Genomic DNA, 15,083 nt, shown 5'->3' with positions numbered 1-15,083 from the left:
CTAGGGGAGAATCGTGCGGATGACTGAGGCCGAAGCAACCCGACGCGAGCCCCCGACGTTCGCCGTCCGCCCCGAGATCCGCCTGATCGCCGCCGACATGGACGGCACCCTGCTCGACGACGACAACGAGCTGCACGAGCACCTGTGGCCGCTCGTACGCGAGCTGAGCCGCCGCGGCATCGTCTTCTGCCCGGCGAGCGGGCGGCAGTACTTCAACCTGCTGGAGCGGTTCGCGGACGTCGCCGACGACGTCGTGTTCATCGCGGAGAACGGCACCTACGTGGTCGCCCGCGGCCAGGAGGTCAGCTCCGACTGCCTCGAGCTGGACGTGGTGGGGCGCCTGGTCGCGGCCGTCCGCACCCTGCGCACCCGGGGGGCGGATGTCGGCGCCGTGGTGTGCGGCAAGCGCTCGGCGTACATCGAACGCCAGGACGCACCGTTCCGCGCGGAGGTGGACAAGTACTACTCGCGCCTGACGGTGGTCGACGACCTCGCGGACGTGACCGACGACGAGGTGCTCAAGGTCGCCGTCTTCACCTTCGGCTCCGCCGCGCACGACGTCGCCCCCGCCCTGGCCGGCTTTCGCGCCACGCACCAGGTCGTGGTCTCCGGCGAGCACTGGGCCGACATCATGAACACCACGGCGAACAAGGGCGAGGGCATCCGTCACCTCCAGGCGGCGCTCGGCATCACGCGCGCCGAGACGATGGTGTTCGGCGACTTCCTCAACGACCTGGAGATGATGGACGCCGCGGACTACTCGTTCGCGATGGACAACGCGCACCCCGAGCTGCGGGCGCGGGCGCGGTTCGTCGCCCCGTCGAACTCCGAGAACGGGGTCGTGCGGACGATCTCGTCCGTGCTCGGGCTCTCCTGGACGTAGCGTGGCCGTCATGCAGACGCGACGCATCGCCGACCTCGGAGTCTCCGCGATCGGCCTCGGGGGGATGCCCATGTCGATCGAGGGCCGCCCGGACGAGGCCCGGTCGATCGCCACGATCCACGCCGCGCTCGACGCGGGAGTCACGCTCTTCGACACCGCGGACTCGTACCACCTCCACGCGGACGACGTCGGCCACAACGAGTCCCTGATCGCGCGCGGACTCGCATCGTGGGGCGGTGACACCTCCCACGTGCTGGTCGCGACCAAGGGCGGGCACCTGCGTCCTGGCGACGGCACCTGGACCGTCGACGGCCGGCCGGAGCACCTCAAGGCCGCGGCCGAGGCTTCGCTGCAGCGCCTCGGCGGCGACGCGATCGGGCTCTACCAGTTCCACCGCCCCGACCCGGCGGTCCCGTACGCCGACTCGGTGGGCGCGATCCGCGACCTGCTCGACGCGGGCACGATCCGCCTCGCGGGGATCTCCAACGCGAACCCCGAGCAGATCCTGCTCGCCCAGGAGATCCTCGGCGGGCGCCTGGCGTCGGTGCAGAACCAGTTCTCCCCCGCGTTCCGCAGCAGCGCACCCGAGCTCGAGCTGTGCGACCGGCTCGGCATCGCGTTCCTGCCGTGGAGCCCGTTGGGCGGGATCGCGTCCGCGGCGGGGCTCGGCACCCGGTTCGCCCCGTTCCAGGTCATCGCCGACGAGCACGGGGTGAGCCCGCAGGTCGTGTGCCTCGCGTGGCACCTGGCGAAGTCCCCGCACGTGATCCCGATCCCGGGGGCCTCCCGGCCGGCGAGCATCCACGACTCGGTCAGTGCCGTCGACCTCACCCTGACCGACGACGAGCTGGCCACGCTCGACCGCGTCTGAGCGGGCCCACAGGGGTCCGGGGCGCCCGGTGCGTCCGGTGCGTCCGGGGTCCGGTGGACCGTCGCGACGGCCCGTGGGCTCATCGCTCGTAGGCTGTGCCGGTGACTCCCGGCCTGAACGCGTACGACGACGAACCGCCGTACGACCCCTGGTACGACGAGGCACCCCCCGAGGACGCCGGCGGCGGCCTGCCCGGGACGCCCCCGGCCGACGCGGCCTCCCTCGGGCCGGCGCGCGCGGCGAGCCGACGTGCGCAGGGCCGGGCTCCGGTGCCCGCACCGCAGGTCGCGGCCGGTCCCGCGCCGACCCCGCTCGAGGTGCTCGGCCGCGTGTTCGGGTACGACGCGTTCCGTGGCGACCAGGCCGAGATCATCCAGACCCTGGTCGACGGCGGCGATGCGCTCGTGCTCATGCCGACCGGCGGTGGCAAGTCGCTGTGCTACCAGATCCCGGCGCTGGTGCGCCCGGGGGTCGGCGTCGTCGTCTCCCCGCTCATCGCACTCATGCAGGACCAGGTGGACGCGCTGTCCGCGCTCGGCGTGCGGGCGGGCTTCCTCAACTCGACCCAGGACGCCGTCGCGCGCCGCCGGGTCGAGGCGGCGTTCGTGGCGGGCGAGCTCGACCTGTTGTACCTCGCGCCCGAGCGGCTCCGGGTCCCGAGCACGATGGACCTGCTCGACCGCGGCCAGATCGCGCTGTTCGCGATCGACGAGGCGCACTGCGTGTCGCAGTGGGGCCACGACTTCCGGCCCGACTACCTCCAGCTGTCGGTCCTGCACGAACGCTGGCCCGACGTCCCCCGGATCGCGCTCACCGCGACGGCCACCGCCACGACGCACGCCGAGATCGCCCAGCGCCTGCAGCTCACCGACGCGCGGCACTTCGTCGCGAGCTTCGACCGCCCGAACATCCAGTACCGCATCGCGGCGAAGAACAACCCGCGGTCCCAGCTGCTCGACCTCCTGCGGTCCGAGCACCCCGGGGACGCGGGCATCGTCTACTGCCTGTCGCGCGCGTCGGTGGAGAAGACGGCGCAGTACCTCGTCGATCAGGGGATCCCCGCGCTGCCGTACCACGCCGGTCTCGATTCGCGCGTGCGCGCCGCGAACCAGGCCCGGTTCCTGCGCGAGGACTCGCTCGTGATGGTGGCGACCATCGCGTTCGGCATGGGCATCGACAAGCCCGACGTGCGCTTCGTCGCGCATCTGGACCTGCCCAAGAGCGTCGAGGGCTACTACCAGGAGACCGGCCGCGCGGGCCGCGACGGCCTGCCGTCGACCGCGTGGCTCGCCTACGGGCTCCAGGACGTGGTGCAGCAGCGCCGGATGATCGACACCTCCGACGGCGATGCCGCGCACCGGCGCCGCCTGAGCGCGCACCTCGACGCGATGCTGGCGCTGTGCGAGACGGTCGAGTGCCGGCGGGTGCAGATCCTCGCCTACTTCGGTCAGTCCTCCGAACCGTGCGGCAACTGCGACACGTGCCTGGCTCCCCCCGAGACCTGGGACGGCACGGTGCCGGCCCAGAAGGTGCTCTCGGCGGTGACCCGGCTGGACCGTGAGCACGGCCAGCGGTTCGGGGCGGGCCACCTCGTCGACATCCTGCTCGGCAAGCTCACCCCCCGGGTCAGCCAGCACGGGCACGAGGCGCTGAGCGTCTTCGGGATCGGGACCGACCTGTCCGACGCCGAGTGGCGCGGGGTCGTGCGGCAGCTGCTCGCCCAGGGCCTGCTGGCGGTCGACGCCGACGGGTACGGGACGCTGCTCCTCACGGAGGCGAGCGCGGGGGTGCTGCGCGGCTCCCGGACGGTTCTGCTGCGCCGCGAGGCGCCCCGTGCGCCCGGGCGCGCGGCGCGGACGCCGCGCGCCGGCCGCCGCGGCGCAGCGCCTGCGGCGGACCTCGATCCGGCCGCGACCGGAGTGTTCGAGCGGCTCCGCACCTGGCGTGCGGCCACCGCGAAGGAGCTGGGAGTGCCTGCCTACGTGGTCTTCCACGACGCGAGCCTGCGAGAGATCGCTACGCGGCTACCGACGACGCTCGACGAGCTGGGCACCGTGAGCGGGGTCGGCGTCGCCAAGCTCGAGAAGTACGGGGCTCAGATCCTGGTGGCGCTGAGCACCTGAGCTCCTGGTGGCGCTGCGCACCTGAGCACGGTCAGCGCGCGCGACGATCCTGCCGCGCAGGTGGTCGGTCAGTTCGCGCGGCTGTCAGCTCGCGCGGCGCTGGCGGGCTGTGCGACGGCGCAATGCTCGGCGCTCGTCCTCGGAGAGGCCGCCCCAGACGCCGGCGTCCTGGCCCGACTCGAGCGCCCACTTGAGGCAGGTCTCGACGACCGTGCAGCGGTGACACACGGCCTTCGCCTGTTCGATCTGGTGGAGCGCAGGTCCGGTGTTGCCGATCGGGAAGAAGAGTTCAGGATCTTCATCCAGGCACGCCGCGCGGTGGCGCCAGTCCATGATTCTCCTAGGCACGTTCCGAGCAGCCCGGTTCCGGGGCAGATCTCGGGTGGGGGTTTTGGCAACACTGGGTGAGTGTTTGACCGAAGTACTGCACTCCAGACTCGCACCAGTTTCCATCCCGCACAAGGCCTATCGGGGCAAAAGTGCCAGTCAGAGCACCGTCGGAGAATCCTCGGATCCACCCGCGCGCGGCTCGAGCGAAGCGGATCCCGACTGGAACAGGTCCGGGACTCCGTCGTGGTCCCGGTCCACCGTCTCTGCCTCGACGATCCGGCGGTAGACCCGGTTGCGTGCCCGCAGCACGACGGTGGCGAGCAGTGCCGCGGTGAGCGAGCCGGCGAGAACGGCGACCTTGACGTGCGCGTCGCGTTCGCTGCCGATCCCGAACGCCAGCTCGCCGATGAGGAGGGACACGGTGAAGCCGATCCCCGCGAGGACTGCCAGCCCGAACACGTCGACCCACGCCAGGCCCTCGTCGAGGTCCGCGCGGGTGAACCGGGCCACGAGCCAGGTGGCGGCCAGGATGCCGACCGGCTTGCCGACCACGAGCCCGACCACGATGCCCACGGCGACCGGATCCGTCAGCGCGGCGACCAGGCCGCTGGTCCCGCCGATCGCCACTCCGGCGGAGAACAGGGCGAAGAGCGGCACCGCCACCCCCGCGGAGATCGGCCGGAACCGGTGCTCGAAGTGCTCGGCGAGGCCCGGACCGGCGTCGGGGCCCCCGGCGCGCTGACTGCGGATGACGGGCACGGCGAAACCGAGCAGCACGCCCGCGACCGTCGCATGCACCCCGGAGGCGTGCACCAGGGTCCAGACGGCGAACGCGAGCGGCAGGAGGAGCCACCAGGCGCGCACCCGACGCTGCACCAGCCAGGTGAAGATCGACAGCGGGACGAGTGCCAGCAGGAGCGGGCCCGCGGTGAGGTCGGCGGTGAAGAAGACGGCGATGATCGCGATCGCCAGCAGGTCGTCGACCACGGCGAGGGTGAGCAGGAAGGTGCGCAGCGCGGAGGGCAGATGGCGACCGATCACGGCGAGCACGGCGAGCGCGAAGGCGATGTCGGTCGCCGTCGGGATGGCCCAGCCCTGCGTGGCACCGTCGTGCGCCGCCCGGTTGATCAGGGTGTAGAGCACCGCCGGGACGATCACCCCGCCGACGGCGGCCGCGATCGGCACCGCCGCGCGCCGCGGATCGCTGAGGTCGCCCGCGACGAACTCCCGCTTGAGCTCGAGCCCGGCGACGAAGAAGAAGATCGCGAGCAGCCCGTCAGCCGCCCAGGTCGCCAGCGAGAGGTCGAGATGCAGGGCGGCCGGTCCGATGGTGAAGGCACGCATCGCCTCGTAGCCGGTCGCCCACGGCGAGTTGGCCCACACCAGCGCCACCACGGCGCCCACCATCAGCAGGGCGCCGCCGATCGTCTCCTTGCGGAGGATGTCGGCGACGCGGCTGGCCTCGGGCCACGAGGCGCGTCCGAAGAGGCGGTTCGGGCGACGGGCGGCATCGGTCATGGCGGGGCTCCAAGCATGCGGGGTCGAGTCAGACGTTGCCGACCAGACTTCCCGGCGCACCACTGGTCACCCTACCCGGGCGCCCTCCCGACCGTCCCGCGCCCGGCGAGGCGGCGCCTCAGGCCGCGGAGCCGTCAGGCGGCGACCGGTGGCTCGAGCACGGCACCCGGGTGGTTGCGCCGTACCGACGCGATGCGCCAGCTGTTCGGGAACAGCGCGAGCAGCTCGCCGTCCTCGCGATGCAGCACCTCCACGCCGCGCTCGGCATTCAGCGCCGCGACCCAGTCCTTCGTCGTCCGCATCGCGACGGTGTACTCGAGCCGCTCGAGCCGCACCGGGGAGTTGAACTCCATCGCCATGCGGTGCTCGGCGACCTCGAACTGCATGGGGCCGACGGCGGCCAGCACGGGTGCCTGATCCCCGCGCAGGTCCGAGCGCAGCACCTGCACGACACCCTCGGCCTCGAGCTGGGCGACGCCGCGGCGGAACTGCTTGTACTTCCCGGCGTCCTTCGCCCGCACGACGGCGAAGTGCTCGGGCGCGAACGTCGGCAGCGGCGGGTACTCGACCGCCTTGTCGAAGTAGAGCGTGTCGCCCACCCGCAGGTCGGAGCCGTTGACCAGCCCGACGACGTCTCCCGGGTACGCGGTGTCGATCACGGTCCGCTCCCGACCGAACGCCTGCTGGGCGTACTTGGTCGCGAACGGCCGGCCGGTGCGGGCCGAGGTGACGACCATGCCGCGCTCGAACAGCCCCGAGCACACGCGGATGAACGCGAGCCGGTCCCGGTGGGCGGTGTCCATCCCCGCCTGCATCTTGAACACGAACGCGCTGAACGGGGAGTCCACCGCCCGCGGCTCACCGCTGACCGACGGGCGCGGGCCGGGCGAGGGGGCGAGGTCGACGAGCACGTCGAGCAGCGCGTGCACGCCGAAGTTGCGCACGGCCGAGGCGAAGAGCACCGGGGTCGAGACCCCGGCGAGGAAGGACTCCTGGTCGTAGTCCGCGCCGGAGGCGGCGAGCAGCTCGCTCTCCTCCACCGCGGTCGTCCACAGGACACCCTCGCGCTCCGCCGCCGCAGATGGCTCGAACGTCTCCTGCGGTGCGACGTGGGCCCCGCCGGCGGACGGCGTGAACTGCACGTAGTTGCCGGTGCGGCGGTCCAGGACGCCCCGGAAGTCGCCGGCCACCCCGACCGGCCAGTCGAGCGGGGTCGGGGTCAGGCCCGTGCGCTCGGTGATCTCGTCCATGAGGGCCAGCGCGTCCAGCCCTGGGCGGTCCCACTTGTTGATGACGGTGATCAGCGGGATGCCGCGGTGCTTGCACACGGCGAACAGCTTCATCGTCTGGGCCTCGAGCCCCTTGGCCGCGTCGATCAGCATGACTGCGGCGTCCACCGCGGACAGCACCCGGTAGGTGTCCTCGGAGAAGTCGGCGTGCCCGGGGGTGTCGAGCAGGTTGATCACGGTGTCGCGGTAGTCGAACTGCAACGAGGCGGACGTGATCGAGATCCCGCGGGCCTGCTCCATCTCCATCCAGTCCGAGACGGTGTGCCGCCGCCCGCTCTTGCCGTTGATGTGCCCCGCCTCCGTGATGGCGTGGGCGTGCAGCGCGAGCGCCTCGGTCAGGGTGGACTTCCCGGCATCGGGGTGGCTGATGACCGCGAAGGAGCGGCGTCGAGCCGCCTCCGGGCCGACGCCGGACTCCTGCCGGGCACCGTTCGTGGTGCCGTGCCGCAACGGATCTCCTTCTCGAGGGTGGCGCTCATGCCGACGACGCCGGTCCGCGCGGGGTGGGAACTGCCGACCATTCTACCGTCGGGCCAGGTGGGGCCCGAGCCTGCGCGGTGCGCCCGGTCGGGACCCCGTGCCGCCACCCTGAAGTGCGCCGCGAGCGCCGGTCGGGACCTGCCCAGCGGAGCCTTTCCTTCGTGGCGCGCGACCGACCCACGTCCTACGTTCACCTACATGACCGCCCTCGACGCCCGTCCCCAGAAGAGCACGTCGGAGACTCCGAGCCATGCTTCGCGGTTGAACTGGCTGCGCGCGGGGGTGCTCGGCGCGAACGACGGGATCATCTCGACGGCGGGTCTGGTGGTCGGTGTCGCCGGCGCGACCACGGCGATCGGCCCCATCCTCACCGCCGGTCTCGCCGGCCTCGTCGCCGGCGCCGTATCGATGGCCCTCGGCGAGTACGTGTCCGTCTCGAGCCAGCGCGACGCCGAGAAGTCCCTGATCGAACGCGAACGACGCAAGCTCACGGAGGACCCGGAGGCCGAGCTTGCCCAGCTGGCGGCGATCTACCAGGCGAAGGGCATGTCCGCGGCGACGGCCCACGCCGTCGCGGTCGAGCTGACCGAGCACGACGTGTACGCCGCTCACATCGACGCCCAGCTCCGCCTCGACCCCGACGACCTCACGAACCCGTCCCACGCGGCGATCTCGTCCGGCGTCGCCTTCACCCTCGGCGCGATCCTGCCCATCCTCGCGGTCTGGCTCGCCCCCGACAGCATCCGGATCCCGCTGACCTTCGTCGCAGTCCTGATCGCGCTCGCCGCGACCGGTTCCGCGAGCGCGGCCCTCGGCGGCGCCGGTCACGTGCGCGCGGTGTCCCGCATCGTCGTGGGCGGGGCCGCGGCGATGGTCATCACCTATGCGGTCGGCCGCCTGCTCGGGGTCAGCGGCATCTGACGCGGCAGTCGCCCGCGACCCCGACGGTCATCACCGATGACCCACCCGCCGATCCCCGCAACGAGGAGAACCATGTTCGACACCATCGCAGGACTCCCCCTCCACCCCCTCGTCGTCCATGCGACCGAGGTCGTCGTGCCCACCGCCGCTCTCGTCCTGCTGGTCGCTGCCCTCTGGCCGCGTTTTCGCCGGTGGGCGGGCCTCCTACCGTTCCTCCTGACGCTCGCAGCCGTCGTGCTGGTCCCGATCTCCAGCGAGTCGGGCGAGGCCCTCGAGCACCGTGTCGGGGAGAACGCCCTGATCGAGACCCACTCCGAGCTGGCGGAGGAGCTGCTGCCGTGGGCCATCGCCATGGTCGCCGTCGCGGCCGTGCTGCTGTGGTGGAACTGGAACGAGCGCACGGCCACGACGCCGCGCGCTCCGAAGTGGGTCGCCGTCGCCCTCGCCGTGGCCGCCGTGCTCGCCACCACCGGGACCACCGTCCAGGCCATCCGCATCGGGCACTCGGGGGCCACCGCCGTCTGGTCGCAGGACGTGAGCGCCACCCCGGCCGGCAGTGGCGACGAGGACTGACTCAGTCGGACTCCGCCTCGGCCACCATCGAGGGAACCCCGTCCACGCACGCGCCGTGCGCCGACGTCTCGGACTCCCCGCGGCGGAACGTGACCTCGAGCTCCTCCGGACCGCCGTGCTTGACCTCGACGGTCCACCCGTCCGACGGGGTCGCATAGAGCAGCGCGATCTGCGGGCCGCGGCACTGCGCGCCGATCTGGCCGCCGACGACGTCCCAGGTCCGGGCGACATCCACGGGCACGGGGACAGGAGTCTGGACCGCAGAGGGGCTGGGCGTCGGGCTCGGGCTCGGGGAGGTCTCGGTGGGCGTGCTCGACGGCGTCGCGGTGGCGCCGGGGTCGGAGTCGGAGTCGGAGTCGGTCGACGGGACCGTCAGCTCGGCGACCTGGGCCTGCGTGTACACCCGTCCGCGGGCACCCCCCTGCTCGCCGCCGATGGCCGCGACGGCCCACCACACGACGGATCCTGCGACCACGGCCGACAGCACCCACAGGAGCAGGACCGCGGGCCGCACGAGGCGCCCGGCCCGGGCCGATCCCCCCTCGCCCGGGTCGGCCTCTGGCGAGCCCTTCTCGTTCCGCATCCCGGCATCTTCCCGCAGAGCCTGGTGAAGGGAGGGTTAAGGCCACGACAAGTTCGGCGCCGGCACCTCACCAGATCGGGCCGCGCCGCCCCGAAGGCCGCTCCGATGCCCTACGGTCCGAGATGTGGCCGATGTTCTGATCGTCGAGGACGATGCGACGATTCGCACCGCCCTGGTGCGCGCGCTGTCCGCGCGGGACCACTCCACGATGACCGCACCCACCGCGATGGACGGCCTGCAGAGCCTCGTCGCCCACCGGCCCGACGTCGTCCTCCTCGACCTCGGACTGCCCGACCTGGACGGCGCCTCGCTGCTCGCCATGATCCGCGCCGTGAGCGACGTGCCCGTCATCGTCCTGAGTGCGCGCGACGACGGCGCGGGGATCGTCGCCCTGCTCGACGGGGGCGCCGACGACTACCTCGTCAAACCGTTCGCCGCCGACCAGCTCGACGCGCGGATCCGGGCCGTGCTCCGGCGCGCCGATCCCGGGCGGCCGCCGGGGCCGGTCACCGTCGGCGCGCTGGTGATCGACGCGCGGGCGCGCTCGGTCCAGCTCGACGGGGTCACCCTCGACCTGAGCCCCAAGGAGTTCGACCTCCTGCACTACCTGGCCGAGCGGGCCGGCGAGGTGATCGGCAAGCGCGAGCTGCTCGCGAAGGTCTGGAACCAGCCCTACGGCGGCGCGGACAAGACCGTCGACGTGCACCTCCACTGGCTGCGACGCAAGCTCGGCGAGAGTGCGGACGCCCCGCGCTACCTGCACCGCGTGCGGGGAGTGGGCGTCAAGCTCGCCCCACCGACATGAGGCGGCTCCTGGTCCAGTACGGGCTCGCCATGACCTCGGTCGTTCTCGTCGCCTTCCTGGTCCCGCTGGGCATCCTGGCCCGCTCCCTCGCCCTGGAGCGCGCGCTCGACGCGGGCCTGCGCGACGCGCAGAGCGTGGCCGTCTTCGCCGGCGGCGCCGCGCAGGACGAGGCCCGGCTCGAGGCCACGATCCTGTCCGTGAACGACGACGCCCGGCGCACCACGGTGTTCCTCCCCGACGCGACGAGCATGGGCGAGCCGGCCACCAGATCGCCCGCGGCCGAGGTCGCGGCGAGCGGACGCGCGCTCACCGCCCGGGCGGACGGCGGTGTCGAGGTCTTGCTGCCGGTCGGGAGCACCGCCGGCCTGGCCGTCGTCCGCACCTTCGTGCCCGACTCGGAGCTGACGTCCGGCGTCCGGCAGTCCTGGCTCGTCCTCGCGACCGTCGGCGCGGTCCTGCTCGCGGGCACCGTCCTCGCCGGGGACCGGATCGCGCGTCGGCTCGCCCGGTCCGTCACGGACCTCTCCGACGTGGCCGAGCGCCTCGGCGCGGGCGAGCTGACGGCACGCGTGGCGCCGTCGGGACCCGCCGAGGTCGCCTCCGTCGGTCGCGTCCTGAACGGGCTCGGCGCCCGGGTCGCGGGGCTGCTCGCCGACGAGCGCGAGCTGGTGGCCGACCTGTCCCACCGTCTGCGGACGCCGATCACCGCGCTGCGCCTCGATGTGGACCTGCTGACCGAACCCCAGGAGCGCGAGCGGATGAGTGGCCACGTCGACGAGCTCGTCCGGGCCGTGGATGCGATCGTCTGGACCGCCCGGCACCCCCGGCACGACGACGCGTCGCACGGTCGCTGCGACGCGGCGCGGGTGGTCCGCGAGCGCGCGCGGTTCTGGGCCGTGCTGGCGGCCGACCAAGGGCGCGAGCTACGGGTCGAGGTGCCCGACGGCGTCCTCGAGGTCGGGGTCGGCGCTGGCGAGCTGGGGGTCGCGCTCGATGTCCTGGTCGACAACGTGTTCAGCCACACCCCCGACCGCGTCCCGTTCGGGCTCGCCGTCCGGACCCGCCCGGGCGTCGTCGAGGTCGTCGTCGAGGATGACGGTCCCGGGTTCGAGCGGCCGGACGCGGTGGACCGCGGCCGCAGCGGCGCCGGCTCCACCGGGCTCGGCCTCGACGTGGCCCGCCGCACCGCCGAGAAGGCGGCCGGCCGTCTCGTTCTCGGCGCGAGCGCCACGGGCGGCGCGCGCGTCGTGCTCGAGCTCCCGGCCTAGGCTGGCACGCAGACCTCCGATCAGCAGCAAGGATCGCCTTCGATGAGTCCGACCGAGGATCACGACCCGATGACCGACCGCGCCACCACGCCGTCCGGATCGGCACACCGCCCCCAGGACGTCCGGACCGCGCGCCTGCTCGTCGCCGCCCAGTTCGCCCTCATCGCGGTCATCGTCGTCCTCCCGGGTCGAGACGACTGGCCTGTCCCCCGCGCTCTCGCCGTGGCCTGCCTGGTCGCCGTCGTCGTCGGTGTGCTCGTGATGGCGCTCGGTGCCACCGGGCTCGGGCGGGGTCTGACCGCCGCCCCGCTGCCCAACGCGCACGCCCGCCTGCGCACCGGCGGCCTGTACGGGTTCGTCCGGCACCCCATCTACAGCGGGCTGCTGCTCCTCATGGGCGCCCTCGCGGTCGCGTCGGGCAGCGTCCTGCGGCTGCTCTTCTTCGGTCTGCTCGTGGCGCTCCTCCACCGCAAGGCGCGCTGGGAGGAGGGCCACCTGGCCGCGCGCTTTGCCGACTACCCCGCGTACGCGAGACGCACGCCGCGCTTCGTCCCGTTCTGGCGGCCGAGGTAAGGGTCGACTTGCCTGCAATACCGCCCGCGACGTGGCCAAACGCCCCTGACGGTGTGTGTCGAGGGACACGGCCATAAGTCCCAAATCCCCAGGGGGCCCGCTGCTAGGTTTCCCCTAGGTGGCACCCCCGAGCGACGCGCTGGAGCCACCCGTGCGGGAGTGGGCATCCACGGCGCCGACGCATCGTGAACCGGGCCGGCACCTTGTGAGCCGGCCGGTCGCATCCCGCACGTATTGTCCTGAAGATCTCACTCGTACGCCCCGAAGGACGATTCAGTGGAAGCTCTAGACCTCGCTCGGTGGCAGTTCGGCATCATCACCGTCTACCACTTCATCCTCGTCCCACTGACGATCGGCCTCGCGCCCCTCGTCGCGATCATGCACACCCTCTGGGTGCGCACGGGCAGCGAGCGATGGCTCAAGATGACGAAGTTCTTCGGCAAGCTCCTGCTGATCAACTTCGCCCTGGGCGTCGCCACGGGGATCGTGCAGGAGTTCCAGTTCGGCATGAACTGGTCCGAGTACTCCCGGTTCGTGGGCGACATCTTCGGCGCCCCGCTGGCGATCGAGGCGCTGGTCGCGTTCTTCCTCGAGTCCACGTTCCTCGGCCTGTGGATCTTCGGCTGGGACCGGCTCCCGAAGAAGGTGCACCTCGCCTGCATCTGGCTCGTCGCGTTCGGGACCACCGCGTCGGCGTACTTCATCCTCGCCGCGAACTCCTGGATGCAGCACCCCGTCGGAGCGGTCTTCAACCCGGAGACCGGCCGCGCGGAGCTCGACGGGGTCCAGGGCATCTTCGCCGTCCTGACCAACAGCACCCTCCTGGCCGCCTTCCCGCACACGATCGCGACCTCCTGGCTCGTGGCCGGGACGTTCGTGGCCGGGATCTCCGGCTGGTGGATCGTCCGCTCGGTCAAGGCCGGCCGCACCGAGGAGGCGCGCCTGACCTGGCGGCCCGCCGCCTACATCGGCCTGGTCGCGATGGTGATCGCCGGGATCGCCGTGATCGGCACCGGCGACGCGCAGGGCAAGCTCATGTACGAGCAGCAGCCCTCCAAGATGGCTGCGGCCGAGGCTCAGTGCGAGAGCACCGAGGCCGCACCGTTCTCGCTGCTCACGATCGGCGACCTGTCCAACAACTGCGACAGCTCCACCCGCCTCCTGTCGGTCCCGGGACTGACGTCCTTCCTCGGCACCGGCCACTTCTCCGGTCCCGAGAGCTTCCTGCCCGGCGTCAACGACCTCCAGTCGGAGGCGCAGGCCCGCTTCGCCGACCAGTTCGGACCGGACCAGGACTACACGCCGAACCTGATGGTGACCTACTGGAGCTTCCGGCTGATGATCGGCCTCGGCGTCTTCTCCGCCGTGCTCGCGCTCGCCGGCCTGTGGCTGCTGCGCAAGGGCCGGGTGACCGACAGCGTCTGGTTCTCCCGGCTGTGCCTGCTCGCGCTGCCGATGCCGTTCCTGGCCGCCTCCTTCGGCTGGATCTTCACCGAGATGGGCCGTCAGCCGTGGGTGGTGGCACCGAACCCCGCCAACCCGGTCGACAACGTCTACCTGCTCACGCAGCAGGGTGTCTCGACCGTCGTGCCCGCCTGGTCGGTCCTCACCTCGATGGTCATCTTCACGCTGTTGTACGCAGCCCTCGGAGCGGTCTGGTTCTTCCTGCTGCGTCGCTACGTCCGCGAGGGCATCGAACCGGAGGTGCCGACGTCGGAGCAGCTCCCTGGGCAGCCTGAGCCCACCCTGTCCTTCGCCTACTGACCGCCGCTCGAAACCCGCTGGAGACGCACATCATGGATCTCTCCGTCCTCTGGTTCCTCCTCCTCGCTGTGCTGTGGACGGGCTACCTCGTCCTCGAAGGCTTCGACTTCGGCGTCGGCATGCTCCTCAAGCCCTTCGCCCGCAACGAGAACGAGCGGCGCATGCTGCTCCGCACCGTCGGGCCCATCTGGGACGGCAACGAGGTCTGGCTGCTCACCGCGGGCGGCGCCACGTTCGCGGCGTTCCCGGAGTGGTACGCCACGATGTTCTCCGGCTTCTACCTCGCGCTGCTCCTGATCCTCGTGGCCCTCATCGTGCGCATCTGCGCCTTCGAATGGCGCCAGAAGATCGACGACCCGATCTGGCGCAACCGGTGGGACTGGGCGCACACGTTCGGCGCCTGGATCCCCTCGGTCCTGTGGGGCGTCGCGTTCGCCAACCTGGTCCAGGGCATGCAGATCGAGATCATCGACGGGAACCACCAGCTCACCGGCGGATTCTTCTCGCTCATCACCCCGTTCACCCTGCTCGGCGGCGTCACCACGGCCGCCCTGTTCCTGACCCACGGAGCGGTCTTCCTCGCCCTCAAGACGGATGGCGAGGTGCGCGTGCGCGCCGGCCTGCTCGCCCAGCGCCTCTCGATCGGCTCGCTCCTCGTGGCCGCGGTCTGGGCCGTCTGGGCGCAGCTCGCGTTCTCCTCCAACGTGTTCTCCTGGGTCCCCCTCGTCATCGCCGCGCTCTCCCTGGTCGGGGTCGTCATCGCGGCCCGGGCACGCCGCGAGGGCTGGGCCTTCGCCCTGAACGCCGTCGCGATCGCCGCCGCCGTGGCGCTGATCTTCTCGATCATGTACCCGAACGTCATGCCGTCGTCGCTGAACCCCGACTGGTCCCTGACCATCGCCGGGGCCTCCTCGTCGAAGGCGACGTTGCAGGTCATGAGCGTGATCGCGCTCGTCATGGTCCCGATCGTGCTGGCCTACCAGGGCTGGACGCTCTGGGTGTTCCGGGCTCGGCTCACGGGCGCGCAGATCGGGTCGGCCACGGGCCTGCACCCGTTCCGGGAGCGTTCCTTCGAGAACGTCGACCGCTAGGCGCCGCAGCT

General features: G+C 71.9%; 14 protein-coding genes. 10 read left to right on the top strand and 4 right to left on the bottom strand.

Annotated elements, in window-relative coordinates; genetic code table 11:
• Positions 1-19 precede the first annotated feature (19 nt).
• The 3 genes from EUA98_RS01860 (at position 20) to recQ (ending at position 3,877) form a co-directional block, all read left to right on the top strand.
• Positions 20-883 (top strand): Cof-type HAD-IIB family hydrolase, encoded by an 864-nt coding sequence (locus tag EUA98_RS01860; RefSeq protein ID WP_130100963.1) that lies wholly within the window; start codon positions 20-22, stop codon positions 881-883.
• A 10-nt stretch (positions 884-893) separates the two neighbouring features.
• Positions 894-1,754 (top strand): aldo/keto reductase, encoded by an 861-nt coding sequence (locus EUA98_RS01855; RefSeq protein ID WP_130100962.1) that lies wholly within the window; start codon positions 894-896, stop codon positions 1,752-1,754.
• A 101-nt stretch (positions 1,755-1,855) separates the two neighbouring features.
• The gene (recQ, locus tag EUA98_RS01850; protein ID WP_434063466.1) at positions 1,856-3,877 is read left to right on the top strand and encodes a DNA helicase RecQ; all 2,022 of its coding nucleotides are present in this window, start codon (positions 1,856-1,858) and stop codon (positions 3,875-3,877) included.
• 84 nt (positions 3,878-3,961) lie between these two features.
• Here the strand turns inward: recQ and EUA98_RS01845 are convergent, their stop codons facing one another.
• The 3 genes from EUA98_RS01845 to EUA98_RS01835 all read right to left on the bottom strand — a co-directional run bounded on the left by EUA98_RS01845 (position 3,962) and on the right by EUA98_RS01835 (position 7,464).
• On the bottom strand, positions 3,962-4,210 hold the full coding sequence (locus tag EUA98_RS01845) for a WhiB family transcriptional regulator (RefSeq protein ID WP_130100961.1): 249 nt from the start codon (positions 4,208-4,210) through the stop codon (positions 3,962-3,964).
• Positions 4,211-4,363: 153 nt separating this feature from the next.
• Positions 4,364-5,725, bottom strand: a complete 1,362-nt coding sequence (gene nhaA, locus EUA98_RS01840; protein ID WP_130100960.1) for a Na+/H+ antiporter NhaA — start codon at positions 5,723-5,725, stop codon at positions 4,364-4,366.
• 134 nt (positions 5,726-5,859) lie between these two features.
• Positions 5,860-7,464: a peptide chain release factor 3 gene (locus EUA98_RS01835; RefSeq protein ID WP_130100959.1), complete on the bottom strand. Its 1,605-nt coding sequence runs from the start codon at positions 7,462-7,464 to the stop codon at positions 5,860-5,862.
• A 228-nt stretch (positions 7,465-7,692) separates the two neighbouring features.
• Here EUA98_RS01835 and EUA98_RS01830 point away from each other — a divergent pair, with 228 nt between their 5' ends.
• Positions 7,693-8,415: a VIT1/CCC1 transporter family protein gene (locus EUA98_RS01830; RefSeq protein WP_130100958.1), complete on the top strand. Its 723-nt coding sequence runs from the start codon at positions 7,693-7,695 to the stop codon at positions 8,413-8,415.
• A gap of 72 nt (positions 8,416-8,487) precedes the next feature.
• Entirely contained in the window at positions 8,488-8,988 is a 501-nt protein-coding gene (locus EUA98_RS01825; protein ID WP_130100957.1) for a DUF2231 domain-containing protein, read from the top strand.
• A gap of 1 nt (position 8,989) precedes the next feature.
• On the opposite strand, the gene EUA98_RS01820 is transcribed toward EUA98_RS01825, so the two are convergent.
• A complete protein-coding gene (locus EUA98_RS01820; RefSeq protein WP_130100956.1) occupies positions 8,990-9,571 on the bottom strand; it encodes a hypothetical protein in 582 nt (193 codons plus the stop codon).
• 124 nt (positions 9,572-9,695) lie between these two features.
• Here EUA98_RS01820 and EUA98_RS01815 point away from each other — a divergent pair, with 124 nt between their 5' ends.
• From EUA98_RS01815 to cydB, 5 genes are all read left to right on the top strand, one after another.
• Entirely contained in the window at positions 9,696-10,376 is a 681-nt protein-coding gene (locus EUA98_RS01815; protein WP_130100955.1) for a response regulator transcription factor, read from the top strand.
• The gene (locus EUA98_RS01810) at positions 10,373-11,644 is read left to right on the top strand and encodes a sensor histidine kinase (RefSeq protein ID WP_130100954.1); all 1,272 of its coding nucleotides are present in this window, start codon (positions 10,373-10,375) and stop codon (positions 11,642-11,644) included. The genes EUA98_RS01815 and EUA98_RS01810 overlap by 4 nt, the downstream gene beginning before the upstream one ends.
• Before the next feature lie 42 nt (positions 11,645-11,686).
• Positions 11,687-12,217 carry a methyltransferase family protein gene (locus tag EUA98_RS01805; RefSeq protein WP_130100953.1) on the top strand — a complete coding sequence of 177 codons (531 nt, stop codon included), beginning with the start codon at positions 11,687-11,689 and terminating at the stop codon, positions 12,215-12,217.
• Between the two features lie 276 nt (positions 12,218-12,493).
• Complete coding sequence (locus tag EUA98_RS01800; protein WP_130100952.1) at positions 12,494-13,981, top strand: cytochrome ubiquinol oxidase subunit I; 1,488 nt, start codon at positions 12,494-12,496, stop codon at positions 13,979-13,981.
• A 32-nt stretch (positions 13,982-14,013) separates the two neighbouring features.
• Positions 14,014-15,072: a cytochrome d ubiquinol oxidase subunit II gene (gene cydB / locus EUA98_RS01795; RefSeq protein ID WP_130100951.1), complete on the top strand. Its 1,059-nt coding sequence runs from the start codon at positions 14,014-14,016 to the stop codon at positions 15,070-15,072.
• Positions 15,073-15,083: the final 11 nt, after the last annotated feature.

It is taken from the genome of Pengzhenrongella frigida (assembly GCF_004168625.1).
In the GTDB taxonomy this organism is placed as follows: Bacteria; Actinomycetota; Actinomycetes; order Actinomycetales; family Cellulomonadaceae; genus Pengzhenrongella; species Pengzhenrongella frigida.
The sequence above is the reverse complement of the archived record's forward strand: the minus strand, read 5'-3'. Positions and strand labels throughout refer to the sequence as shown.